General features: G+C 34.5%; 15 protein-coding genes. 6 read left to right on the plus strand and 9 right to left on the minus strand.

The window, feature by feature from the left end:
• Nucleotides 1-72: 72 nt before the first annotated feature.
• Nucleotides 73-759, minus strand: a complete 687-nt coding sequence (locus ACFFLS_RS23270) for a response regulator transcription factor (protein ID WP_379683019.1) — start codon at nt 757-759, stop codon at nt 73-75.
• Complete coding sequence (locus tag ACFFLS_RS23275) at nt 756-2,021, minus strand: sensor histidine kinase (protein WP_379683018.1); 1,266 nt, start codon at nt 2,019-2,021, stop codon at nt 756-758. The genes ACFFLS_RS23270 and ACFFLS_RS23275 overlap by 4 nt, the downstream gene beginning before the upstream one ends.
• A 163-nt stretch (nt 2,022-2,184) precedes the next feature.
• On the opposite strand from ACFFLS_RS23275, the gene ACFFLS_RS23280 reads away from it, so the two are divergent.
• Entirely contained in the window at nt 2,185-2,601 is a 417-nt protein-coding gene (locus tag ACFFLS_RS23280; protein ID WP_379683017.1) for a DUF1573 domain-containing protein, read from the plus strand.
• Between the two features lie 155 nt (nt 2,602-2,756).
• On the plus strand, nt 2,757-4,337 hold the full coding sequence (locus ACFFLS_RS23285; RefSeq protein ID WP_379683016.1) for a L,D-transpeptidase family protein: 1,581 nt from the start codon (nt 2,757-2,759) through the stop codon (nt 4,335-4,337).
• 566 nt (nt 4,338-4,903) lie between these two features.
• Here ACFFLS_RS23285 and ACFFLS_RS23290 read toward each other — a convergent pair.
• Nucleotides 4,904-5,404 (minus strand): C40 family peptidase, encoded by a 501-nt coding sequence (locus ACFFLS_RS23290; protein ID WP_379683015.1) that lies wholly within the window; start codon nt 5,402-5,404, stop codon nt 4,904-4,906.
• A gap of 209 nt (nt 5,405-5,613) precedes the next feature.
• Here ACFFLS_RS23290 and ACFFLS_RS23295 point away from each other — a divergent pair, with 209 nt between their 5' ends.
• The 3 genes from ACFFLS_RS23295 to bglX all read left to right on the plus strand — a co-directional run bounded on the left by ACFFLS_RS23295 (nt 5,614) and on the right by bglX (nt 10,695).
• A complete protein-coding gene (locus tag ACFFLS_RS23295) occupies nt 5,614-6,714 on the plus strand; it encodes an SGNH/GDSL hydrolase family protein (protein ID WP_379683014.1) in 1,101 nt (366 codons plus the stop codon).
• Entirely contained in the window at nt 6,704-8,083 is a 1,380-nt protein-coding gene (locus ACFFLS_RS23300) for a sialate O-acetylesterase (RefSeq protein ID WP_379683013.1), read from the plus strand. Before ACFFLS_RS23295 ends, ACFFLS_RS23300 begins: the two co-directional genes overlap by 11 nt.
• A gap of 314 nt (nt 8,084-8,397) precedes the next feature.
• Nucleotides 8,398-10,695 (plus strand): beta-glucosidase BglX, encoded by a 2,298-nt coding sequence (bglX, locus tag ACFFLS_RS23305; RefSeq protein ID WP_379683012.1) that lies wholly within the window; start codon nt 8,398-8,400, stop codon nt 10,693-10,695.
• 99 nt (nt 10,696-10,794) lie between these two features.
• Here bglX and ACFFLS_RS23310 read toward each other — a convergent pair whose 3' ends face one another.
• The gene (locus ACFFLS_RS23310; protein ID WP_379683011.1) at nt 10,795-11,130 is read right to left on the minus strand and encodes a DUF5615 family PIN-like protein; all 336 of its coding nucleotides are present in this window, start codon (nt 11,128-11,130) and stop codon (nt 10,795-10,797) included.
• Nucleotides 11,130-11,360 carry a DUF433 domain-containing protein gene (locus ACFFLS_RS23315; protein WP_379683010.1) on the minus strand — a complete coding sequence of 77 codons (231 nt, stop codon included), beginning with the start codon at nt 11,358-11,360 and terminating at the stop codon, nt 11,130-11,132. The genes ACFFLS_RS23310 and ACFFLS_RS23315 overlap by 1 nt, the downstream gene beginning before the upstream one ends.
• A 195-nt stretch (nt 11,361-11,555) precedes the next feature.
• Between ACFFLS_RS23315 and ACFFLS_RS23320 the strand changes: the two genes are divergently transcribed.
• Complete coding sequence (locus ACFFLS_RS23320; RefSeq protein WP_379683009.1) at nt 11,556-12,512, plus strand: aldo/keto reductase; 957 nt, start codon at nt 11,556-11,558, stop codon at nt 12,510-12,512.
• A 141-nt stretch (nt 12,513-12,653) separates the two neighbouring features.
• Here the strand turns inward: ACFFLS_RS23320 and ACFFLS_RS23325 are convergent, their stop codons facing one another.
• From ACFFLS_RS23325 to ACFFLS_RS23340, 4 genes are all read right to left on the minus strand, one after another.
• Nucleotides 12,654-14,633: a retaining alpha-galactosidase gene (locus tag ACFFLS_RS23325; protein ID WP_379683008.1), complete on the minus strand. Its 1,980-nt coding sequence runs from the start codon at nt 14,631-14,633 to the stop codon at nt 12,654-12,656.
• Between the two features lie 130 nt (nt 14,634-14,763).
• A complete protein-coding gene (locus ACFFLS_RS23330; RefSeq protein ID WP_379683007.1) occupies nt 14,764-16,050 on the minus strand; it encodes a glycoside hydrolase 5 family protein in 1,287 nt (428 codons plus the stop codon).
• A gap of 177 nt (nt 16,051-16,227) precedes the next feature.
• Complete coding sequence (locus tag ACFFLS_RS23335) at nt 16,228-17,469, minus strand: glycoside hydrolase family 26 protein (RefSeq protein WP_379683006.1); 1,242 nt, start codon at nt 17,467-17,469, stop codon at nt 16,228-16,230.
• Nucleotides 17,470-17,474: 5 nt separating this feature from the next.
• The gene (locus tag ACFFLS_RS23340; protein WP_379683005.1) at nt 17,475-18,023 is read right to left on the minus strand and encodes a carbohydrate binding domain-containing protein; all 549 of its coding nucleotides are present in this window, start codon (nt 18,021-18,023) and stop codon (nt 17,475-17,477) included.
• Between the last annotated feature and the right edge of the window lie 16 nt (nt 18,024-18,039).

Below are 18,039 nucleotides of genomic sequence, written 5' to 3' on the forward strand. Positions count from 1 at the left end.
GAGGAATATTGTCGTGGAGATTCCTCCTTCGTCGGAATGACAAACTGTCCGTTTATAGAACTCTTGAATATTTTACCCAACAGTAAACCTAAATCCAATTCCATGTAGGTTTTCTATAGAAATTTCTTTTTCATCGGCTAGGATTTTGCGAAGACGGGAAATAAAAACGTCTAGGCTTCTTCCCATAAAATAATCATCGGTTCCCCAAAGTGAGGTAAGAATTTCTTCGCGTTTTAGAACCGAATTTTTATGATCTAGAAATAATTTTAATAATTCAGCTTCGCGTTGTGTCAGTCCGATTTTTTCATTTCCATTAAAAAGAATAAAATTTTTGGTGTCAAACTGATATTTCCCCACTTCGTAAACCGCTTTTGACGTAATGGTGTTTTTATTGGAACGTTTTAGGAAAATTTCGATTTTAAGCAATAATTCTTCAATACTGAAAGGTTTTACAAGATAATCATCGGCTCCTAATCGAAGTCCTTTTATACGATCTTCTTTTAGTGTTTTGGCCGAAAGAAAAATAATTGGCACTTCTGCGTCTATTTTTCTAACAGCGGCAGCCAATTCAAATCCATCCATTTTTGGCATCATAATGTCAAAAATGCAGATATCAAAAATATCGCTCTGAAAAGTTTCTAAGCCCGATTTTCCATCAGTGCAGTGTACAACTTCGTAATTGTTTTGTTCCAGATTGTCTTTGGTCAAAAACGCTAAAGTTTCATCGTCTTCGGTATAAAGTATTTTGAAATTTCTCATTTTTTGTATGGAATTGACAAGGTTATCGTGATGCCTTTTTCTTGATTGTTTTCAGCTTTTATTTTCCAGTGTTGCAAGCTGCAGATTTCTTTTACGTAATACAAACCTAAGCCAAATCCGTTGACTTCATTGCTCTTCTCATTTTGTACACGATAAAATTTATCAAAGATAAAAGAAATGTTTTTTGATGCAATTCCGATACCATTGTCTGTGAATTCTATTTTTAGGATTGAATTTTCGTCTGTAATTTTTATCGTAATTTCAGGTTTTTCGCTGCAATATTTCACTGCATTGTCCAAAAGATTGTAAACTAGATTGCTGCAATGGAAAATATCCGTTTCTAATGAAAAATCAGTTAGTGACGTTTCAATTTTAATTTCGGCATCAGGGTATTTTAATTTAATGTTTTCAATAACTTCTTCAATCAGCAGAATAATATTGATTTTTTCTTTTTTCAATTCTAATGGAGCATGATCGGCTTTGGCAATACTCAGTATTTTTTCGATATGACCATTCAGTTTATTGCTTTGGTTGATAATGATATTCGCATAAGTATGCAGTTTTTTATCCTCCTTAATCGGATTTTGTTCTGCCAGATATTTTGATGCGATCAGAATTGAAGCCAGTGGAGTCTTAAACTCATGCGTCATATTGTTGATGAAATCGCGCTGCAATTCGGAATACTTTTTTTGCTGTAAAAGCTTAAATATCGAATAAACATAAATCAGTAAAATAAAAATTAAAGCTGTCGAAAGAATAAACCAGAATCGCATTGAAGTAAACAAATACGTAGTTTCATTTGGAAAACGGACCGCAAAATAGTAAACCAGATTTTTATGTTTTGGAAAATAAACGGTCTTTTTGCATTCTGCTTTTTTCTTCGAAAGCGAAATATAATCACCATAAATCATTTCGTCGCTCTGGCAGTTGTACATTGCGTATTCGAAATCAGTAGTGATGTTCATTTTTTTGAACTCTGCCTGAAGATAAAATTCTAAAATATCGGGTTCAAATTCGTTATCGACATTTACGATATAATAGTCATTAGATATTTTCTGTACCGGATTCTGAGCTGGAAGCTCGTGATTGGTTCCTTCATAAAGTTTTTTGGCAACCTCCAATAAGGCGATATGAGCTTTCTGGCTCAGCTTTTTCTGTTCAAGCGTAAAAGCTTCTTTAGTCCAGAGCAATTGAGCAACCAATATGCTGATAATGGCAATTAGTCCTAAAACTATGATGCTGTTGAGTTTGTTAATCTTCAAGGAAAAGGGTTTTGAAAGTGTAATATTAATCAATTTTATACTGAAAATAAGCGATTAACAAGTCGTTAACAAACATTTGAGAGTGGTTAACAGCAGTTTGATTTTTTCAGAATTACTTTTGAAATATAAAATTTGAACTTTAAACCATTTTAAATATACCATTATGAAAGTAATCAGAATTTCAATGTTAGCTTTGGCGTTAGGCCTTATGTCTTTTTCGGCAGTTGCGCCGGTAAAATCTTTGATTTCAAAAAATGAAATTAAAGAAACAACTGCTTCTGCAATTGTTTGGAAAGCAGAAACTGTAGATGTTGGAGAAATTCCGCAAGGAACTCCAAAAGCAATTATTTATGAGTTTAAAAATACTGGAAAAACGGCTGTCGTGATTACAAACGTTCAAGGATCTTGCGGATGTACTGCTACAGATTATACAAAAGAGCCTATTCTTCCTGGTAAATCAGCAAGGGTCATTGCAACGTACAATGCAGCAAACAAAGGTGCATTTACCAAAACAGTTACAGTGACAACAAGCGCTGAAACTGCACCAAAAATCCTTACTTTAAAAGGTACTGTTATCTAAAAATTTTTATTAGGTTAGTTATATGGCAAAGGCTTCAGACAAGAAATTGTTTGAAGCTTTTTTTATTAATTCGTTCTTATAAATAATGGTTAAGATTATTTTTGAAGATTTTGATTTAACAAAATATTTTTTACTTTTATCCAAAATTATGAGCTATGAAAATTTGGTATTCGCCTATTATTGCAGTGTTATTTTTAGTGCTTTTTTCTTGTAATTCAAAGGCCGATAAGAAAGACGAAAATTCGACAAAAACAGTTGAAGAAATTCCGGAACTTAAGTTAACAATGGACAGCACAAGAATTAATAAATTTTACGAAAATTATCCAAAACTCGCTAAATTTAAAGGCGATGTTTCTTCTTTATATCAAAAAAATAAATCGACCCAATTGTGGCAGGATAATAAAGGAATTGTCGAATTTGGTCATACTTTATTCAATCAATATAAAAATTTAGGTCAAGAAGGATTAAAAGCCAATTTTCCGTACAACGAACAATTACATTCTATTCTCGAAAATGCTTCAAAAAATAAGCTTTCAAAAGAAGATACTGATGTGATGATTTCAAATTTGTATTACTATTATGCGGAGAAAGTATATACAGGTTTTGACGAAAAAACAAGTATTTCTTTAGAATGGCTTTTACCGCGAAAAAAACTGAACTACCAAGTGCTTTCTGATTCTATCTTTAAAAAATCGACGATTCTAGATGATAAAAAGAGAAAGATGTTCAGTCAGTATTACAAATTGCGTGATGCACTTAAAGAATACAGACAAATTGAGAAAGACGGTGGTTGGAAAACTATTGAAATAGATGAAGATTTTAAAAGCATAAAAGTTGGAGATTCGTCAAGCGTTGTATCTCAAATTAAAGACAGGCTTTTTATAACCAAAGATTTAAAAGAAAATGATAAAAATGGTATTTGTGACACAACTTTGATTAAAGCAATCAAAAACTACGAAATACGTCACGGATACACTCCAAAAAACACTATTTTAAAAGAACATATCAACGATTTGAATATTCCTGTATCTGAAAGAATCAAAACCATAATCGCTAATATGGAGCGTTGTCGATGGATTGACCCTGAATTGGAAAAAGGGCAAAAATACATTGAAGTTAACATTCCAGAGTTTAAATTATATTTGATAGAAGACGGGAAAATTGCTTTCACATCAGCAGTTGTAGTTGGTAAAACGATGAATAAAACCGTTATTTTCAGCGGTATGATGAGCTATATTGTTTTTAGCCCGTATTGGAATGTTCCGCCGAGTATTATTAAAAGCGAGATTAAACCCGGAATGGCCAAAAATAAAAACTATTTGGCACAGAAAAATCTGGAGTGGAATAATGGTGCGGTGCGTCAGCTTCCGGGTAAAAATAATTCTTTAGGTTTAGTAAAGTTTTTGTTTCCGAATTCAAGCAATATTTATTTGCATGATACACCTTCAAAAAGTTTGTTCGAAAGAGAAAGCCGAGCGTTTAGCCATGGCTGCGTGCGTGTTGCAAAACCTCGTGAATTAGCAATTGAATTACTAAAACCAGATCCAGCATGGAATCCCGAAAGAATTGATAAAGCCATGCACGCCGGAAAAGAAAGCTGGTATACTTTGAAGAAAAAAGTGCCTGTTTACATTGGTTATTTTACCGCTTGGGTCGATCGAGAAGGAAATCTAAATTTCTATAAAGATATTTATGGAAGAGACGAAAGCCTTATCAAATTATTGACTGAGGAATAAAATTTTAGTTTGCCACAAATTTCACGAATTTTCACCAATTTAAATTTGTGAAATTTATGGCGAAAAAAGCCATAGATTATAGGGTTACAATGATTATAAAATCTGTGCCAATCTCTTTAATCTGTGGCTAAAGAATAAATTCGCGAAAATTGGTGCAATTCGTAGCAAAAAAAAATGAAGCCACAGATTGAAGGATTACAATAATTATAAAATCTGTGTTAATCCCTTTAATCTGTGGCAAAAAAAAATAAATTCACGAAAATTTGTGCAATTGCTTCGCCAGTTCGCTATCGCTCGAGTAGTGGCAGAAAAAAATTAAAGCCACAGATTGAAGGATTACAATGATTATAAAATCTGTGTTAATCCCTTTAATCTGTGGAAAAAAAATAAATTTGCGAAAATTTGTGCAATTGCTTCGCCAGTTCGCTATTGCTCGAGTAGTGGCAGAAAAAAATTAAAGCCACAGATTAAGGGATTACAATGATTATAAAAATCTGTGCACATCAGCTTAAATCTTTTTAAATCTGCGTGAAAGAAAAATTCGTGAATTCGCGTGGCAAAAAAAATTATTCCGATAAAACATCGACGCATTTATAAAAGCGTTTGGTGTAATGTTCTGTATCAAGCGCTGTTATGGTAACTTGTTGTGCTTTTCCTGATGAAGCATGAATAAATTTAGACTGCATTCCGTTGGCTTCACAGATAATGCCTACGTGACCTATAACACTTTTATCTTTATATCCGTAGAAAACCAAAATATCTCCAACTTTAAAATCTTCTGGTTTTAATGTTTTACCTATATTTTTATATCCGCTTGAACTTCGAGGTAATGTCTTTCCGAAATTGCTGAAAACATAACTCACAAATCCGGAGCAGTCAAAACCTTTTTGCGGATTGCTACTGGCATATGCATAACGAATCCCTAAATGTTTTTTTGCAAAAGCAATAATAGAATCGCGGTCAATTTGTGACTGGGTTGTTTTAATAATCACTTTTTGGTTTTCCTTTTTGGCGAAAGAAGAAAATAATATCAAGCATGCAAATAAAATATAGGTTATTGATTTCATTGTAATGGGTTTAAAAAAAATAAAAATAGCGTCTTGCTTTCGATTATCAAAGGATTTAGGCGATGCATTTTTAAAAATCGACATCAGCACCAAAAACAGTAATAACGTTTTTTGGTGTTTTTTTATTACTTTTTGACATTTTAGTATCTTTCTGTGTAATTCATTTCAAATATATTTGTGAATCGTATTTATATTTTAACAAATAAATTATGTTTCTCAAAAAAATAGCTGTTTTAATTTCGTTTTTGCTGATTTCAGTTGCTTCGAATGCACAAACTCAAAATTCGAAAAAAACTTTTTTATACCAAGGCCGAGTAGATCAATTGCAAAATGATCGGGTTATTTTAATTGGTACAGCTTCTTCGGTATCTTTTAATTTTATGGGAAAAGAATGTGCAATTTTCCTAAAAAGTATCGATTCTTACGAACATCATAATTATGTTCAGCTAGTTTTGGACGGAAAATATATCGGAAAGATTAGAATTGAAAAAGGAGCAGAGCAGTCTTTTCCAATAAAAGTAACTTCAAATCAAAAAGAACATCGATTAGAAATTTATAAAAATACAGAAGCACATAGTGGCGGAGTTTTGTTTGCAGGCACAACCGCAAAACTGACTTCAATTTCATTTAAAAAGAAAAAGAAAATCGAATTTATCGGTGATTCCATTACTTGTGGCGCTGCCAGCGACGGTTCTGATATTCCTTGCGATAAAGGAGAATATTACGATCATCATAATAGTTATTACGCTTACGGACCAACACTTTCAAGAGCAATTGGAGTTGATTATTTAATGAGCTGTGTTTCTGGAATCGGAATGTATCGCAATTGGAATGATGAGAATAAAGAGGAAGTAATAATGCCAGATGCTTATCCAAATTTGTATTTGACAAAAGACAGTTCAAAGCCTAAATATGATTTTGCTTTTCAGCCTGATATTATCAGTATTGCTTTGGGAACAAATGATTTTTCAGATGGAGACGGCACAAAGGAAAGATTTCCTTTTAATTCAGAAAAATATGTTGCGAATTATATCAATTTTATAAAAATGCTTTATAGCCATAATCCGAATGTGCAGATTGTGATAACAAATAGTCCGATGGTTGGAGGCGAAAAAGGAATTGTTTTTGAAGATTGTCTCAATAAAGTCAAAACCGCTTTTGCGAATGATAAAACGCATAAAACAATTCAGATTTTTAAGTTTAAACCGATGACTCCAAAAGGATGTATGTGGCATCCAGACCTTGCCGATCATAAAGTAATGGCAGATCAATATGGCCCTTATTTAAAAAAGCTGCTCAATGAAAAATAATATATTTAAGTTTGTTCTCTTTCTGTTGATTTCCAATACTATGATAGCAAACGTTTCTCTACCGAATATTTTTGGTGACAATATGGTTTTACAACGCAATTCTGAAGTGAAAATTTGGGGTTGGGCCAATCCGAAAGAAGAAATTAAACTGGTTTCGAGCTGGAATAATCAGGAATATAAAACCATTGCAAATAATCAGGCAAAATGGGAATTGACCATTAAAACGCCTGAAGCAGGCGGATCTTTTACGATTTCTATAAAAGGTTATAACGAAGTAGTACTTAAAAATATTCTAATTGGGGAAGTCTGGCTTTGTTCGGGACAATCAAATATGGAAATGTCTGCAAGCTGGGGAATTGACGATGGAGAAGAAGAAGCTAAAAATGCCACAAATCCTAATATCCGATTTTTTACGGTTCCGAAATTGACAGCCGAAAATCCACAGAATAATTTATTAGGAAATTGGACCGAATCAACTCCTGAAACCATGAAATATTTTAGTGCAGTTGGTTACTTTTTTGCAAAACGTCTTCGCGAAGATTTAAAAAATGTTCCCATCGGATTAATTTCTTCCAATTGGGGCGGAACTCCTGCTGAAATTTGGATGTCATCTGAAGTTATTAATAACGATGCTGTTTTGTTAGAAAACGCCAAAAAATTAAACGAACAGGAATATGGACCACGTCAGCCCGGGCGTGCGTATAATGCGATGATTTATCCAATTGTTGGATTTAAAATTGCGGGAACACTTTGGTATCAAGGTGAATCGAATGTGGGTTCTTTGGTTTATGATAAAACTTTATCGGCTTTAATTTCTTCCTGGAGAAAAGCCTGGAATGACGAATTTCCTTTTTATTTCGTTCAGATTGCGCCTTATAAAACCGGAAGCAACAATTTTTCCAATGTTACGGTTCGAAATTCTCAAAGAAAAATTCTGAAAGAAATTCCTAAAACCGGAATGGTTTTGACTTCTGATATTTCAGATACAATTGATATTCATCCAAAGAATAAAAAGGCAGTCGGAATTCGTTTGGCTAATTTGGCTCTTGCCGAAACTTATAAAGTCAATTCAAATTTGGTAAACGGGCCACTTTTTAAAGAAATTAAAATTGAGAAAAATAAAATCACTGTTTCTTTTGATTATGCTGATGGATTGTATTTCAAAAACAAAGTTTCGAATCAGTTTGAAGTAGCCGGAATCGATGGAAATTTCTTTCCTGTTGAAGCTTCTATAAAAAATAATCAAGTCATTTTGGTTTCTAAAAAAGTACCAAACCCTGCAAAAGTGAGATTTGCTTGGGGAAATACAATTCAGTCCGATTTGTTTAATAAGGTGAATTTGCCGGCTTCTTGTTTTATTACGGAGTGATTTTAGATTTTAGATTTTAGTTTTTTTTGTCATTTCGACTGAAAGGAGAAATCACACTCGGGATTCGACAAAGATTGTCGAAGTTCTGCGTGGAGTTTCTAGTGTGATCCTTCGTTCCTCTGGATGACAAAAAACTAAAAAAGCTCTTTTGAAACCGATTTGCGTGAGGGATTGAGCCTTTTGTGAAGTGAAACGGAACAAAAGATATAGCCGAAAGCCCGACCCGCCTTTTTTGGTGGGACACGCCAAAAAAAACTTAGCAGCTCAGAACCTTAGCATCTTAGCAACTTTAAAAAAACTAACTAAACCACACTATGAAAAATAAAAAAATACTATTTATTGGGATTTTTTCCCTTTTTACGATTGGAAATATGAATGCACAAAAAAAGCCGTATCTGGATAAGAATAAAACTGTTGAGCAGCGTATCGATTTGCTTTTGCCGTTAATGACGCTTGAGGAAAAAGTAGGACAGATGAATCAATATAACGGTTTTTGGGATGTGACGGGACCAGCTCCAAAAGGTGGAACTGCGGAATTAAAATATGAACATTTAAGAAAAGGATTAGTTGGCTCAATGTTGACAGTTCGCGGTGTAAAAGAAGTTCGTGCGGTACAGAAAATTGCAGTTGAAGAAACTCGTTTGGGAATTCCGTTAATTATTGGTTTTGATGTAATTCATGGTTATAAAACGTTAAGCCCGATTCCGTTGGCTGAAGCGGCGAGTTGGGATTTAGAAGCGATTAAAAAATCGGCGGCGATTGCGGCAGATGAAGCATCGGCATCTGGAATTAATTGGACTTTTGGCCCAAATGTCGATGTGGCAAATGATGCTCGTTGGGGACGTGTGATGGAAGGTGCAGGAGAAGATCCGTATTTGGGAAGCAAAGTGGGTTATGCTAGAGTAAAAGGTTTTCAGGGAGAAACGGTTGCCGATTTGGCTAAAGTAAATACGATTGCGGCTTGTGCGAAACATTTTGCCGCTTATGGTTATGTTGAAGCTGGTTTGGAATATAATATTGTAGATATCAGCAATTCGAAATTGTACAACTCGGTTTTGCCTCCGTTTGAAGCGACTGTCGAAGCTGGAGTTTGTACGTTTATGAATTCGTTTAATACTTTGAATGGTGTTCCGGCAACAGGAAATGCCTTTTTGCAAAGAGATATTTTGAAAGGAAAATGGAAGTTTGACGGATTTGTGATTTCAGATTACGCTTCGATTCGTGAAATGATTGCACACGGTTATGCGAAAGACGAAGCCGATGCAACGGCAAAAGCGGTGATTGCAGGTTCTGATATGGATATGGAATCGTATTTGTATGTGGCAAAATTGGTTGATCTAGTAAAATCAGGAAAAGTAAAAGAAGCTTTGGTTGATGATGCTGTCCGAAGAATTCTTCGTGTAAAATTTGAATTGGGATTATTTGATGATCCTTACAGATATTGTGATGAAAAACGCGAAAAAGAAGTTGTGGGAAGTAAAGCTAATAACGATGGCGTTCTGGACATGGCGAAGAAATCTATTGTTTTATTGAAGAATGAAAAGAATTTGCTTCCGCTAAAGAAATCGGGACAAAAGATCGCTTTGATTGGCGCTTTGGCAAATGATAAAAATAGTCCGCTGGGAAGCTGGAGAATTGCAGCTTCTGATGATACCGCAGTTTCGGTTTTAGAAGGAATGCAGCAATACAAAGAAAATCAGCTGACTTTTGAAAAAGGTGCCGATTTGTTGAAACAAAAAGCCACTTTTTTAACAGAAACAGTTTTCAATACTACAGACAAAAGCGGATTTGAAGCAGCAAAAAAAGCAGCAAAAGAAGCCGATGTTGTAATAATGGTTTTAGGCGAATATGGTTTCCAAAGCGGAGAAGGAAGAAGTAGAACCGATTTAAATTTACCTGGTTTACAGCAGGAATTATTAGAAGAAATTTACAAAGTAAACCCGAATGTCGTTTTGGTTTTGAATAACGGACGTCCGTTGAGTATTCCGTGGGCAGCAGAAAATGTGCCGGCAATTGTAGAAGCTTGGCATTTGGGAACTCAGGCTGGAAATGCGGTTGCAAAAGTTTTATACGGAGATTACAATCCGAGTGGGAAATTGCCAATGTCGTTTCCAAGAAATGTGGGGCAGGTTCCAATTTATTATAATAAATACAGCACAGGGAGACCAATTGACAGTGATAAAAATGTTTTCTGGTCGCATTATATGGATGTAGAGAAAACGCCTCAGTTTCCGTTTGGTTTTGGTTTGAGTTATACTAAATTCGATTATAAAAATCTGAAAGTGAATAAAACATCTTTTGCAAAAGGAGAAAGTGTACAAGTAAGCGTTGAGGTTACCAACTCTGGAAATTATGACGGAAAAGAAGTAGTGCAGTTATATATTCATGATGAATATGCAAGTATTGTGCGCCCGATAAAAGAATTGAAGGGTTTTGAATTGGTGAATCTGAAAAAAGGAGAAACTAAAACCGTAAACTTTACTTTAACAGAAAAGGAACTTGGTTTTTATGACAACGAAGGAAATTATTTAGTTGAACCGGGAACTTTTAAAATCATGGTTGGAGGAAGCTCTGATAAAGGTTTGCAAAGTGGTTTTGAGATAAAAGAATAGAAGGGTTTTGCCACGAAGGCACTAAGGATCTAAGTTTTTTTTTCGCCACGAATTCACGAATTATTTATTTAAAAATCGTGAATTCGTGGCGATTTCTATTTAATAAATTTCTAGAATCATTAATTCATTATTTAAAATAAATGATTCAATAGTTTCTTTTTTAGAAGTTAGAAGCTCCGCTATTTGTTTAGTGTTTTTATTAAAAGTTTTTAGAATGATAACTTTTGGAGGAACTCCTTTTAGAAGTAATAATTTCTCAAAATCATCATCATGGGTAAGAATGGTAAAGCCATTTTTTCTAGCATATTGCCAAATTTCTAAATCTTTTGCGGGTTGATTTACGGAAATATCTTTAGAATGAAGACAAGCAGGAAAATCATTTTCAATAAGTTTAGTTATTCTCCAGGAAATATTAGCATCTAAAAGCAGTTTCATTATGCTGCAATTATTTTTGTGATATTTTCTCTATTAGCAGCAAAGGCTAAAGCAGCAAGAATCTGCTCTTTATTTAATTCTGGGAAATCTTCAATAATTTCTTCAAAAGACATTCCTGTTGAAAGCCATGAAAGAATATCTGAAACACAAATTCTAGTTCCTTTTATCACGGGTTTGCCAAATCTGATATCAGGATTTATTGAAATTAAATTTTGCCAATTAGGATTCATAATTTTTGAGTTTAAACAAATTTACAAAATTAATACTGAATTAAATTGTAATTATTTGTGCTCGTTTTTTCGCTACGAATTCATTTTTGGATAAAAATCTTTGCGTCTTAGTGCCTTTGTGGCAAAGGATACAAAACTTAGTATTTTTTTCTATCTTTAAAATCTATTAAACCTCCAACTTAATAAATTAAAACAATGAAATATAACAGATGCGGGAAAAGCGGACTGCTGCTTCCAGAAATTTCTTTAGGATTATGGCATAACTTCGGATCAGTAGATAATTTTGATAATGCAGAAAATATTGCTGTAGAGGCTTTTGATAAAGGAATTACGCACTATGATTTAGCTAACAATTACGGACCTGTTCCAGGTTCTGCTGAAACTAATTTTGGTAAAATTTTGTGGCATAACTTTCAAGGAAACCTGCGTGATGAAATCATAATTTCTACAAAAGCGGGTTACACCATGTGGGACGGACCTTATGGCGACTGGGGTTCGAGAAAATATTTATTGTCAAGTTTGGATCAGAGTTTAAAGAGAATGAAAGTCGATTATGTCGATATTTTTTATTCACATCGTCCAGATCCGGAAACGCCAATTGAAGAAACCATGATGGCTTTGGATTATGCAGTTAGAAGCGGAAAGGCTTTATACGTTGGAATTAGTAATTATTCGGCAGAACAGACTCGTGTTGCGGTTGATGTTTTAAAGCAATTAGGAACGCCATGTTTGATTCACCAAGCAAAATATTCTATGTTGCAACGTTGGGTTGAAGATGGTTTATTAGATGTTTTAGAAGAAAAGGGAGTAGGCTGTGTTGCATTTTCGCCTTTGGCACAAGGACTTTTGACAGATAAATATCTAAACGGAATTCCAGAAAATTCTAGAGCGCATAATCCAAACGGACATTTGAGAGAAGATGAGGTTACACAGGAGAGAATTCAGAAATTAATTCAGCTGAATGAAATTGCTCAAAATAGAAATCAATCTTTGGCACAAATGGCTTTGGCTTGGTTGCAAAAAGACAAACGAATTACATCGGTTTTAATTGGCGCGAGTTCTGTAAAACAATTATGTAATAATATTGATTGTTTGCAGAATACTGAATTTACGCATGATGAATTAAATGAGATTGAGAAAATATTAGCATAAAGTTTTATACACATGCATAATCGTATAGACGCACAGTAGTGCGTCTTATGCGTAACGAAATACATGACGTAGATGCACTGCATTGCATCTCTACAGAAATGAAAACGAAAAAAATGGAGAACAATTTGTTCTCCATTTTTTTTATTTGATAATCATCGCTAATCCGCCACCACTTGCTAAATGATATTTTAATTTCGTTGTAGAATCAACGGTAATGATTTCTCTTTTATAATCTACTGCTGCTTTATCAGCATTTAGGCCATCAGAGAAAATTTCAGCTTGGAATTTTTTGCCTTTTTCAAGGAACGAAAAATCAATTGTAATATCTCTGGAATCCCAGTTTGTGATTGCGCCTAAATACCAAGTGTTTTCTTTTTTTCTGGCAATTGAAACATATTTTCCAACTTTGCCATCAAGAGCAGCAGTTTCATCAAAAGTAGTTGGGATTTTAGCAATAAAATCGGTGCTTTCCTGCTCTTTCATAAAAGCCGTTGGGCTGTCTGCCATCATTTGTAAAGGCGCTTCAAAAATCGTGTAAAGCGCTAATTGATGACATCTTGTTCCCTGACTCATTGGTGTAGAATGACTTGGCTTGAATTCGCTTTTTGTCGCGTTACGCATTGCGCCCGGCGTATAATCCATTGGGCCGGCCATCATTCTGATAAACGGAATTGTTGTGTCGTATAGTGGAACATCATCATTTGGAGTCCATTTATTGTTTTCTAAGCCTTTTACACCTTCAAAATTTAAAATATTTGGAAAAGTTCGCTGAATTCCGGTTGGTTTATACATTCCATGAAAATCGATAATCAACTTATGATTGGCAGCTTTTTGAGCAATGTCATAAACGGAATTCACCATTTTGGCATCATCGCGATCTATAAAATCAACTTTGAAACCTTTTACACCCAATTTAGCATAATTCTCAAAAACGACTTCTGTTTTATCATGTATTGCCATCCACGAAGCCCACAAAATAATGCCGACGTTTCGTTCTTTAGCGTAAGCAATCAAAGCTTCCAAATCTACGTTTGGATTGTGTTTCATAATATCCGTTTCAACGCTCCAGCCTTCATCTAAAACTACATATTCAACCTTATTTTTAGAAGCAAAATCAATATAGTATTTATAAGTCTGAGTATTGATTCCTGCTTTGAAATCGACATCGTAAATATTCCAGTCGTTCCACCAATCCCAAGCCACTTTTCCATGTTTTATCCACGAAATATCTTTTATTTTGGACGGTTCTGCCAATTTCTGAACCATATCATTATTCGCTAAAGTGGCATCATTTTCAGAAATCACAATCGCTCTCCACGGAAAAGTTCTGGTTCCTTTGGTTTTTACCAAATAATCGGCTCTTTCGGTAATTAGTTTGTTAAGGTAATTAAATCCGCCATTGGTTTCTTTAATTGGATATTTAGAAAAACGAGATTCAAAACCTGTCTTGTTTTTATTGTTTGTAACGAACAATCCTGGATAATCTTCTAAATCTGCTTCCAGGAAAACTGCTTTTTTATGGTTTTTATAATCAATTAAAAAAGGTAAAAAAGCTAAAGTATCTTTCGCAAATTCGCTTACTTTTTTGTTTTCATAATGTGATTCAAACGAAGAGATAAACTGATCTTTTGGGTTTCTCAAATCACGAACATATGGCATCAAAGTACTGTAATCCTGATCAAAATTTAAAACTACTTCTTCTGATTTTACTGTAATCTCTTTTTTCTTTTTTGTGATAAAACGATATGCTGCTCCATCGTCAAAAACACGGAATTCAATTGCGAAATCATTTTTGAAATTAATCTTCAGTTTATTGTACTGATCTTTTACAGTTTTCTTTTTGTATAAAGGTGTTTCAAAAGAAGTATCGACGCTTTCTTTTTTTGAATTTAGGACAACTGGATTTTTTCCTAAAACAACATTTCCATCCAAAGTTATAGTCATTTCGGAAGGTGCTAAAATCAAGTCTTTTTCATGTGAAATCGACCACAAAACTTTGTCATTCACAGTAATTTTAACCTCGATTTTTCCATTTGGAGAAATTACATTAAAATCCTGTTTCTTCTGTGAAAAAGAAAAGTTTACGAGTATAAAACAAAAAAGAATAAATATATTTTTCATGAAGTTTTGATTTTGTTTATTCTGTAGAGACGCACCGCAGTGCGTCTACGCCCAGTTCACGTCGCATATATTCGTTACGCATGAGACGCACTGCGGTGCGTCTCTAAGGAAAACAGGAATGAATTCTGTTCTATTTTTTCAATTTCAAATTATAATCTTTTACAATTTTCAATGTCGATTTATCTCCGTTAAAAACCGAATTTAAACCTTGTGGCTCTTGCGGTGGATCTGTTGTTAAAGGATCTCCTGGATTCCATTTTCCGGTTTCGTTAACGGCTTTTCCTTCACCGCCATAACCCCAAAAATTAGCAGCTTGCAACGGTCCGCCATTTTTAACGCTTTCTGCAACTCTCCCGAAAATATAGCTATAAAATTTATCTCGGTAAATCGAAGAAGCTCCAGCGTTCAGATTTTCACTTTCTCTCGGAAGTCCAAATTCCTCAATTATAATAGGTCTTTTCAGATTATTAGCTACTTTGATATGGTCGTCAATATATTTTCCGGCATTTTCGATTGTTTTTGGCATTGTAGCTTCGGCATTGTCAGCTTTAAACCAATTCCAGTTTTTAGGCCAAATGTGCATCGTTAAATAATCAATATTCGGATTTTGATGTGTTCTTTCGAAGATTTCCATGCTGTCATTGGAACTGTTTTTTCCTTCAGAACCAGTAGAAACCAAATGATTTTTGTCTAAACTGTTAATCAAATTCACAATGGTATTCAGCCATTTAGTGAATTTTGCTTCATTTTCTACCGTAAAAAGCCTAGGCTCATTTCCAACCTGCCATGACATAATCGTATTATCTTCGTTGTATTTCTTTTTAGAATAAGCATTTGTTCTTCCAATAATAAATTTAACATGATTATTCAAAGCTTCCATACAAGGTTCACAGCTATGAAATTGCTCTGTATACGACATAAACTGAGGCCAAGTATTGGGTGGGATATTCGGAACCGGAATTGAGCCTTTTCCGTTCCATTCTAAATATTGCGACATCCCGCCAGACCATTCCCAGTTATTGGTCAAGTATAAAACAGCATACATTTTACGTTTGCTCATTTCGCTAATCAAGAAATCCAATCCGTCCAATAAATCTTCGTCGTATTTTCCCTGCTCGTATTGTAAAGCTGGGCGAACGGTAAAATCATATTTTCCGCCATCGGCACCGACCAAAATTCTTAAATTATCGATTCCGTTTTTCTTCATTAAATCCAATTCGAGAAGCAGTCTTTTGCGATCGCCAATTTTTTTAGAAGCCAGCATGCTTCCGTACCAATAATTGGTTCCGATATAAGCATAAGGTTTGTCGCCTTTGTAAAACTGGTTTCCTTTTACGGTAATTTTTTCCTGCGCCTGACAGGCTATCGCGCAGAAAATCAACACCAATGAAAGTGTTTTGAAAAATCTGTTTTTCATAATTTATATTTTTAAGGAGCTAATCCTGCTATCCGTTACAATCTTTTGTGCCGAACCCCGGCACAAAAGGATTTTCACTTCTATCTGGGCTAGGGCTTTACGTTATTTAAGACGTTCTGATTTCAACTTCAAACCTGAAACCTGAATCGAGGCTGAAAGCCGAAGCAAACAAAAAAGTTATTTCGGCATTTCATACATTTTTGGCAATGAATTTAATAATGCCGATCGTGGTTTTTCGGCAAATGTTTTAAAATCACTTGCGTTTGACACCGTACCATTTGGAACATAATAGCCGTCTTTAGTATTATTCCAAAACAATACATAACTTATAGTGTTAAATTGAAGGTCAAATACTCTATTGTCATGTAAAACATTGTATAAATTGGTAGAAAACCAATTGTTTATTGGTGGTGTTGTTGCCGTAACCTGATATCCTGTCTCAGTCAAAGCAGCGATTTTTACTCTGGTTTTGGCAGCAATAGAAAGCATTTTTAGTTTCGCGTTAGCTTTATTATATCCATCATTTCCATTTTTCAAATCGCCATAATTGTCCATTCCTAAAACATCAACATATTTATCACCTGGATATCGAGTTAGATAATCTTCAACTGTTAAGTACGAATTATCGGGAGAATAAGCATATAAAATATTGTGAACTCCTTTTGTGTTTTTGAGGTAATCAACCGTAAACTGATAGGCTTTTTTATATTCATCAGCAGTGCAGAAATCGGCTCCCCACCAAAACCAGCTTCCATCAAATTCATGAAAAGGCCTGAAGATTATCGGAATTAATTCGCCGTTTGCTCCTTTTAGGTTCGAAATAACGCTCGCAACTTTATCCAATTTTTTCTTGTACCATTCGTTGTTGGCGCCGCCAGGTAAAATACTTTTAAAAGCAGTTGCTTTTTGATCAGAAGTCATATCAGCAACATAAAAAGATTCTTCTTTATTAGGTTCTCTCAAATGCCAGCTGAAGGTATTGATTATGCCTTTCGCGTAAGCGTTTTTAACATCAGAAATAATTTTGAGTTCCTGCTGATAGAACCAGTTATTGCTTTGTCCGTTATTGTTTTTGTCGGTGATAAACATAAAATCAGAACCTAGGACAGCAGGGTCAGAACCAGTATTTTTTTTAATATCAGATTCACCACCTGCATCTTGATAAAAACTATTAAAGGCGTCTTGTTGGCCAATAGCGGTTTTGTATTTTGAAAGCCTTTTTAAGTTATAGAATAAGGCTGTAGTTTCTTTTGTAGCGTTGACATCGACCATAAATGATGCAGCATTTGCTGTGGTCATTGCATCGTCTGGTGGCACTGTTGGGTCGATAATTACTTCAGGAGATGCGTCATCATTAGAAGAACAGCCTGCTAAAATAAAGAAACTTAATATTATGGTTTTGGTTAGATAGTTTTTCATGCTTTTTATTTAGAATCCAAATTCAGTTTTGAATATTCTTGCTCGGTGAGAGCGACCAGTTTTACATCATCAAAAAATACAGTGCCGCTGGTCTGAGCCAAAGCAAGCATAATCCTGATTTTTTTGGCATCGGCAGGAATTTTTATAATCTTTTTATAATGAGTCCAATCTGTACTGCTCGTTGCTTGGCCAACATTTTCGGTGCTTATTTGTTTTTCACTAGCGTCGGTAAATTCCAGAATCACTACACCTGCTTTATAAGCTTCTTTTTGTGTTTTGACTTCATCTGTTTTCATCCAAACGGAGCATTCAACGGCAAAAGTATTCTTCGGAATCGAAATGATTTGATCAAGAGCTTTCCATTCGGCATCTACAAACTGCGTAATATTGGCACCGTTTTTTCCTGATTTTTTTTCGTAAGGAGAAATCATGGCACTTTCTTCACCGCGCCAATCAATAAATTCGTTTTCAAACCCTCCATTTTTGATGAGGTTGGTTTGCGCATTTGTAGGGATAATCAGTAATAATAAGCCGAGAAAAAAAAGCTGTTTCATAATCATTTTATATTTA

The organism is Flavobacterium procerum (assembly GCF_042431625.1).
In the GTDB taxonomy this organism is placed as follows: Bacteria; Bacteroidota; Bacteroidia; order Flavobacteriales; family Flavobacteriaceae; genus Flavobacterium; species Flavobacterium procerum.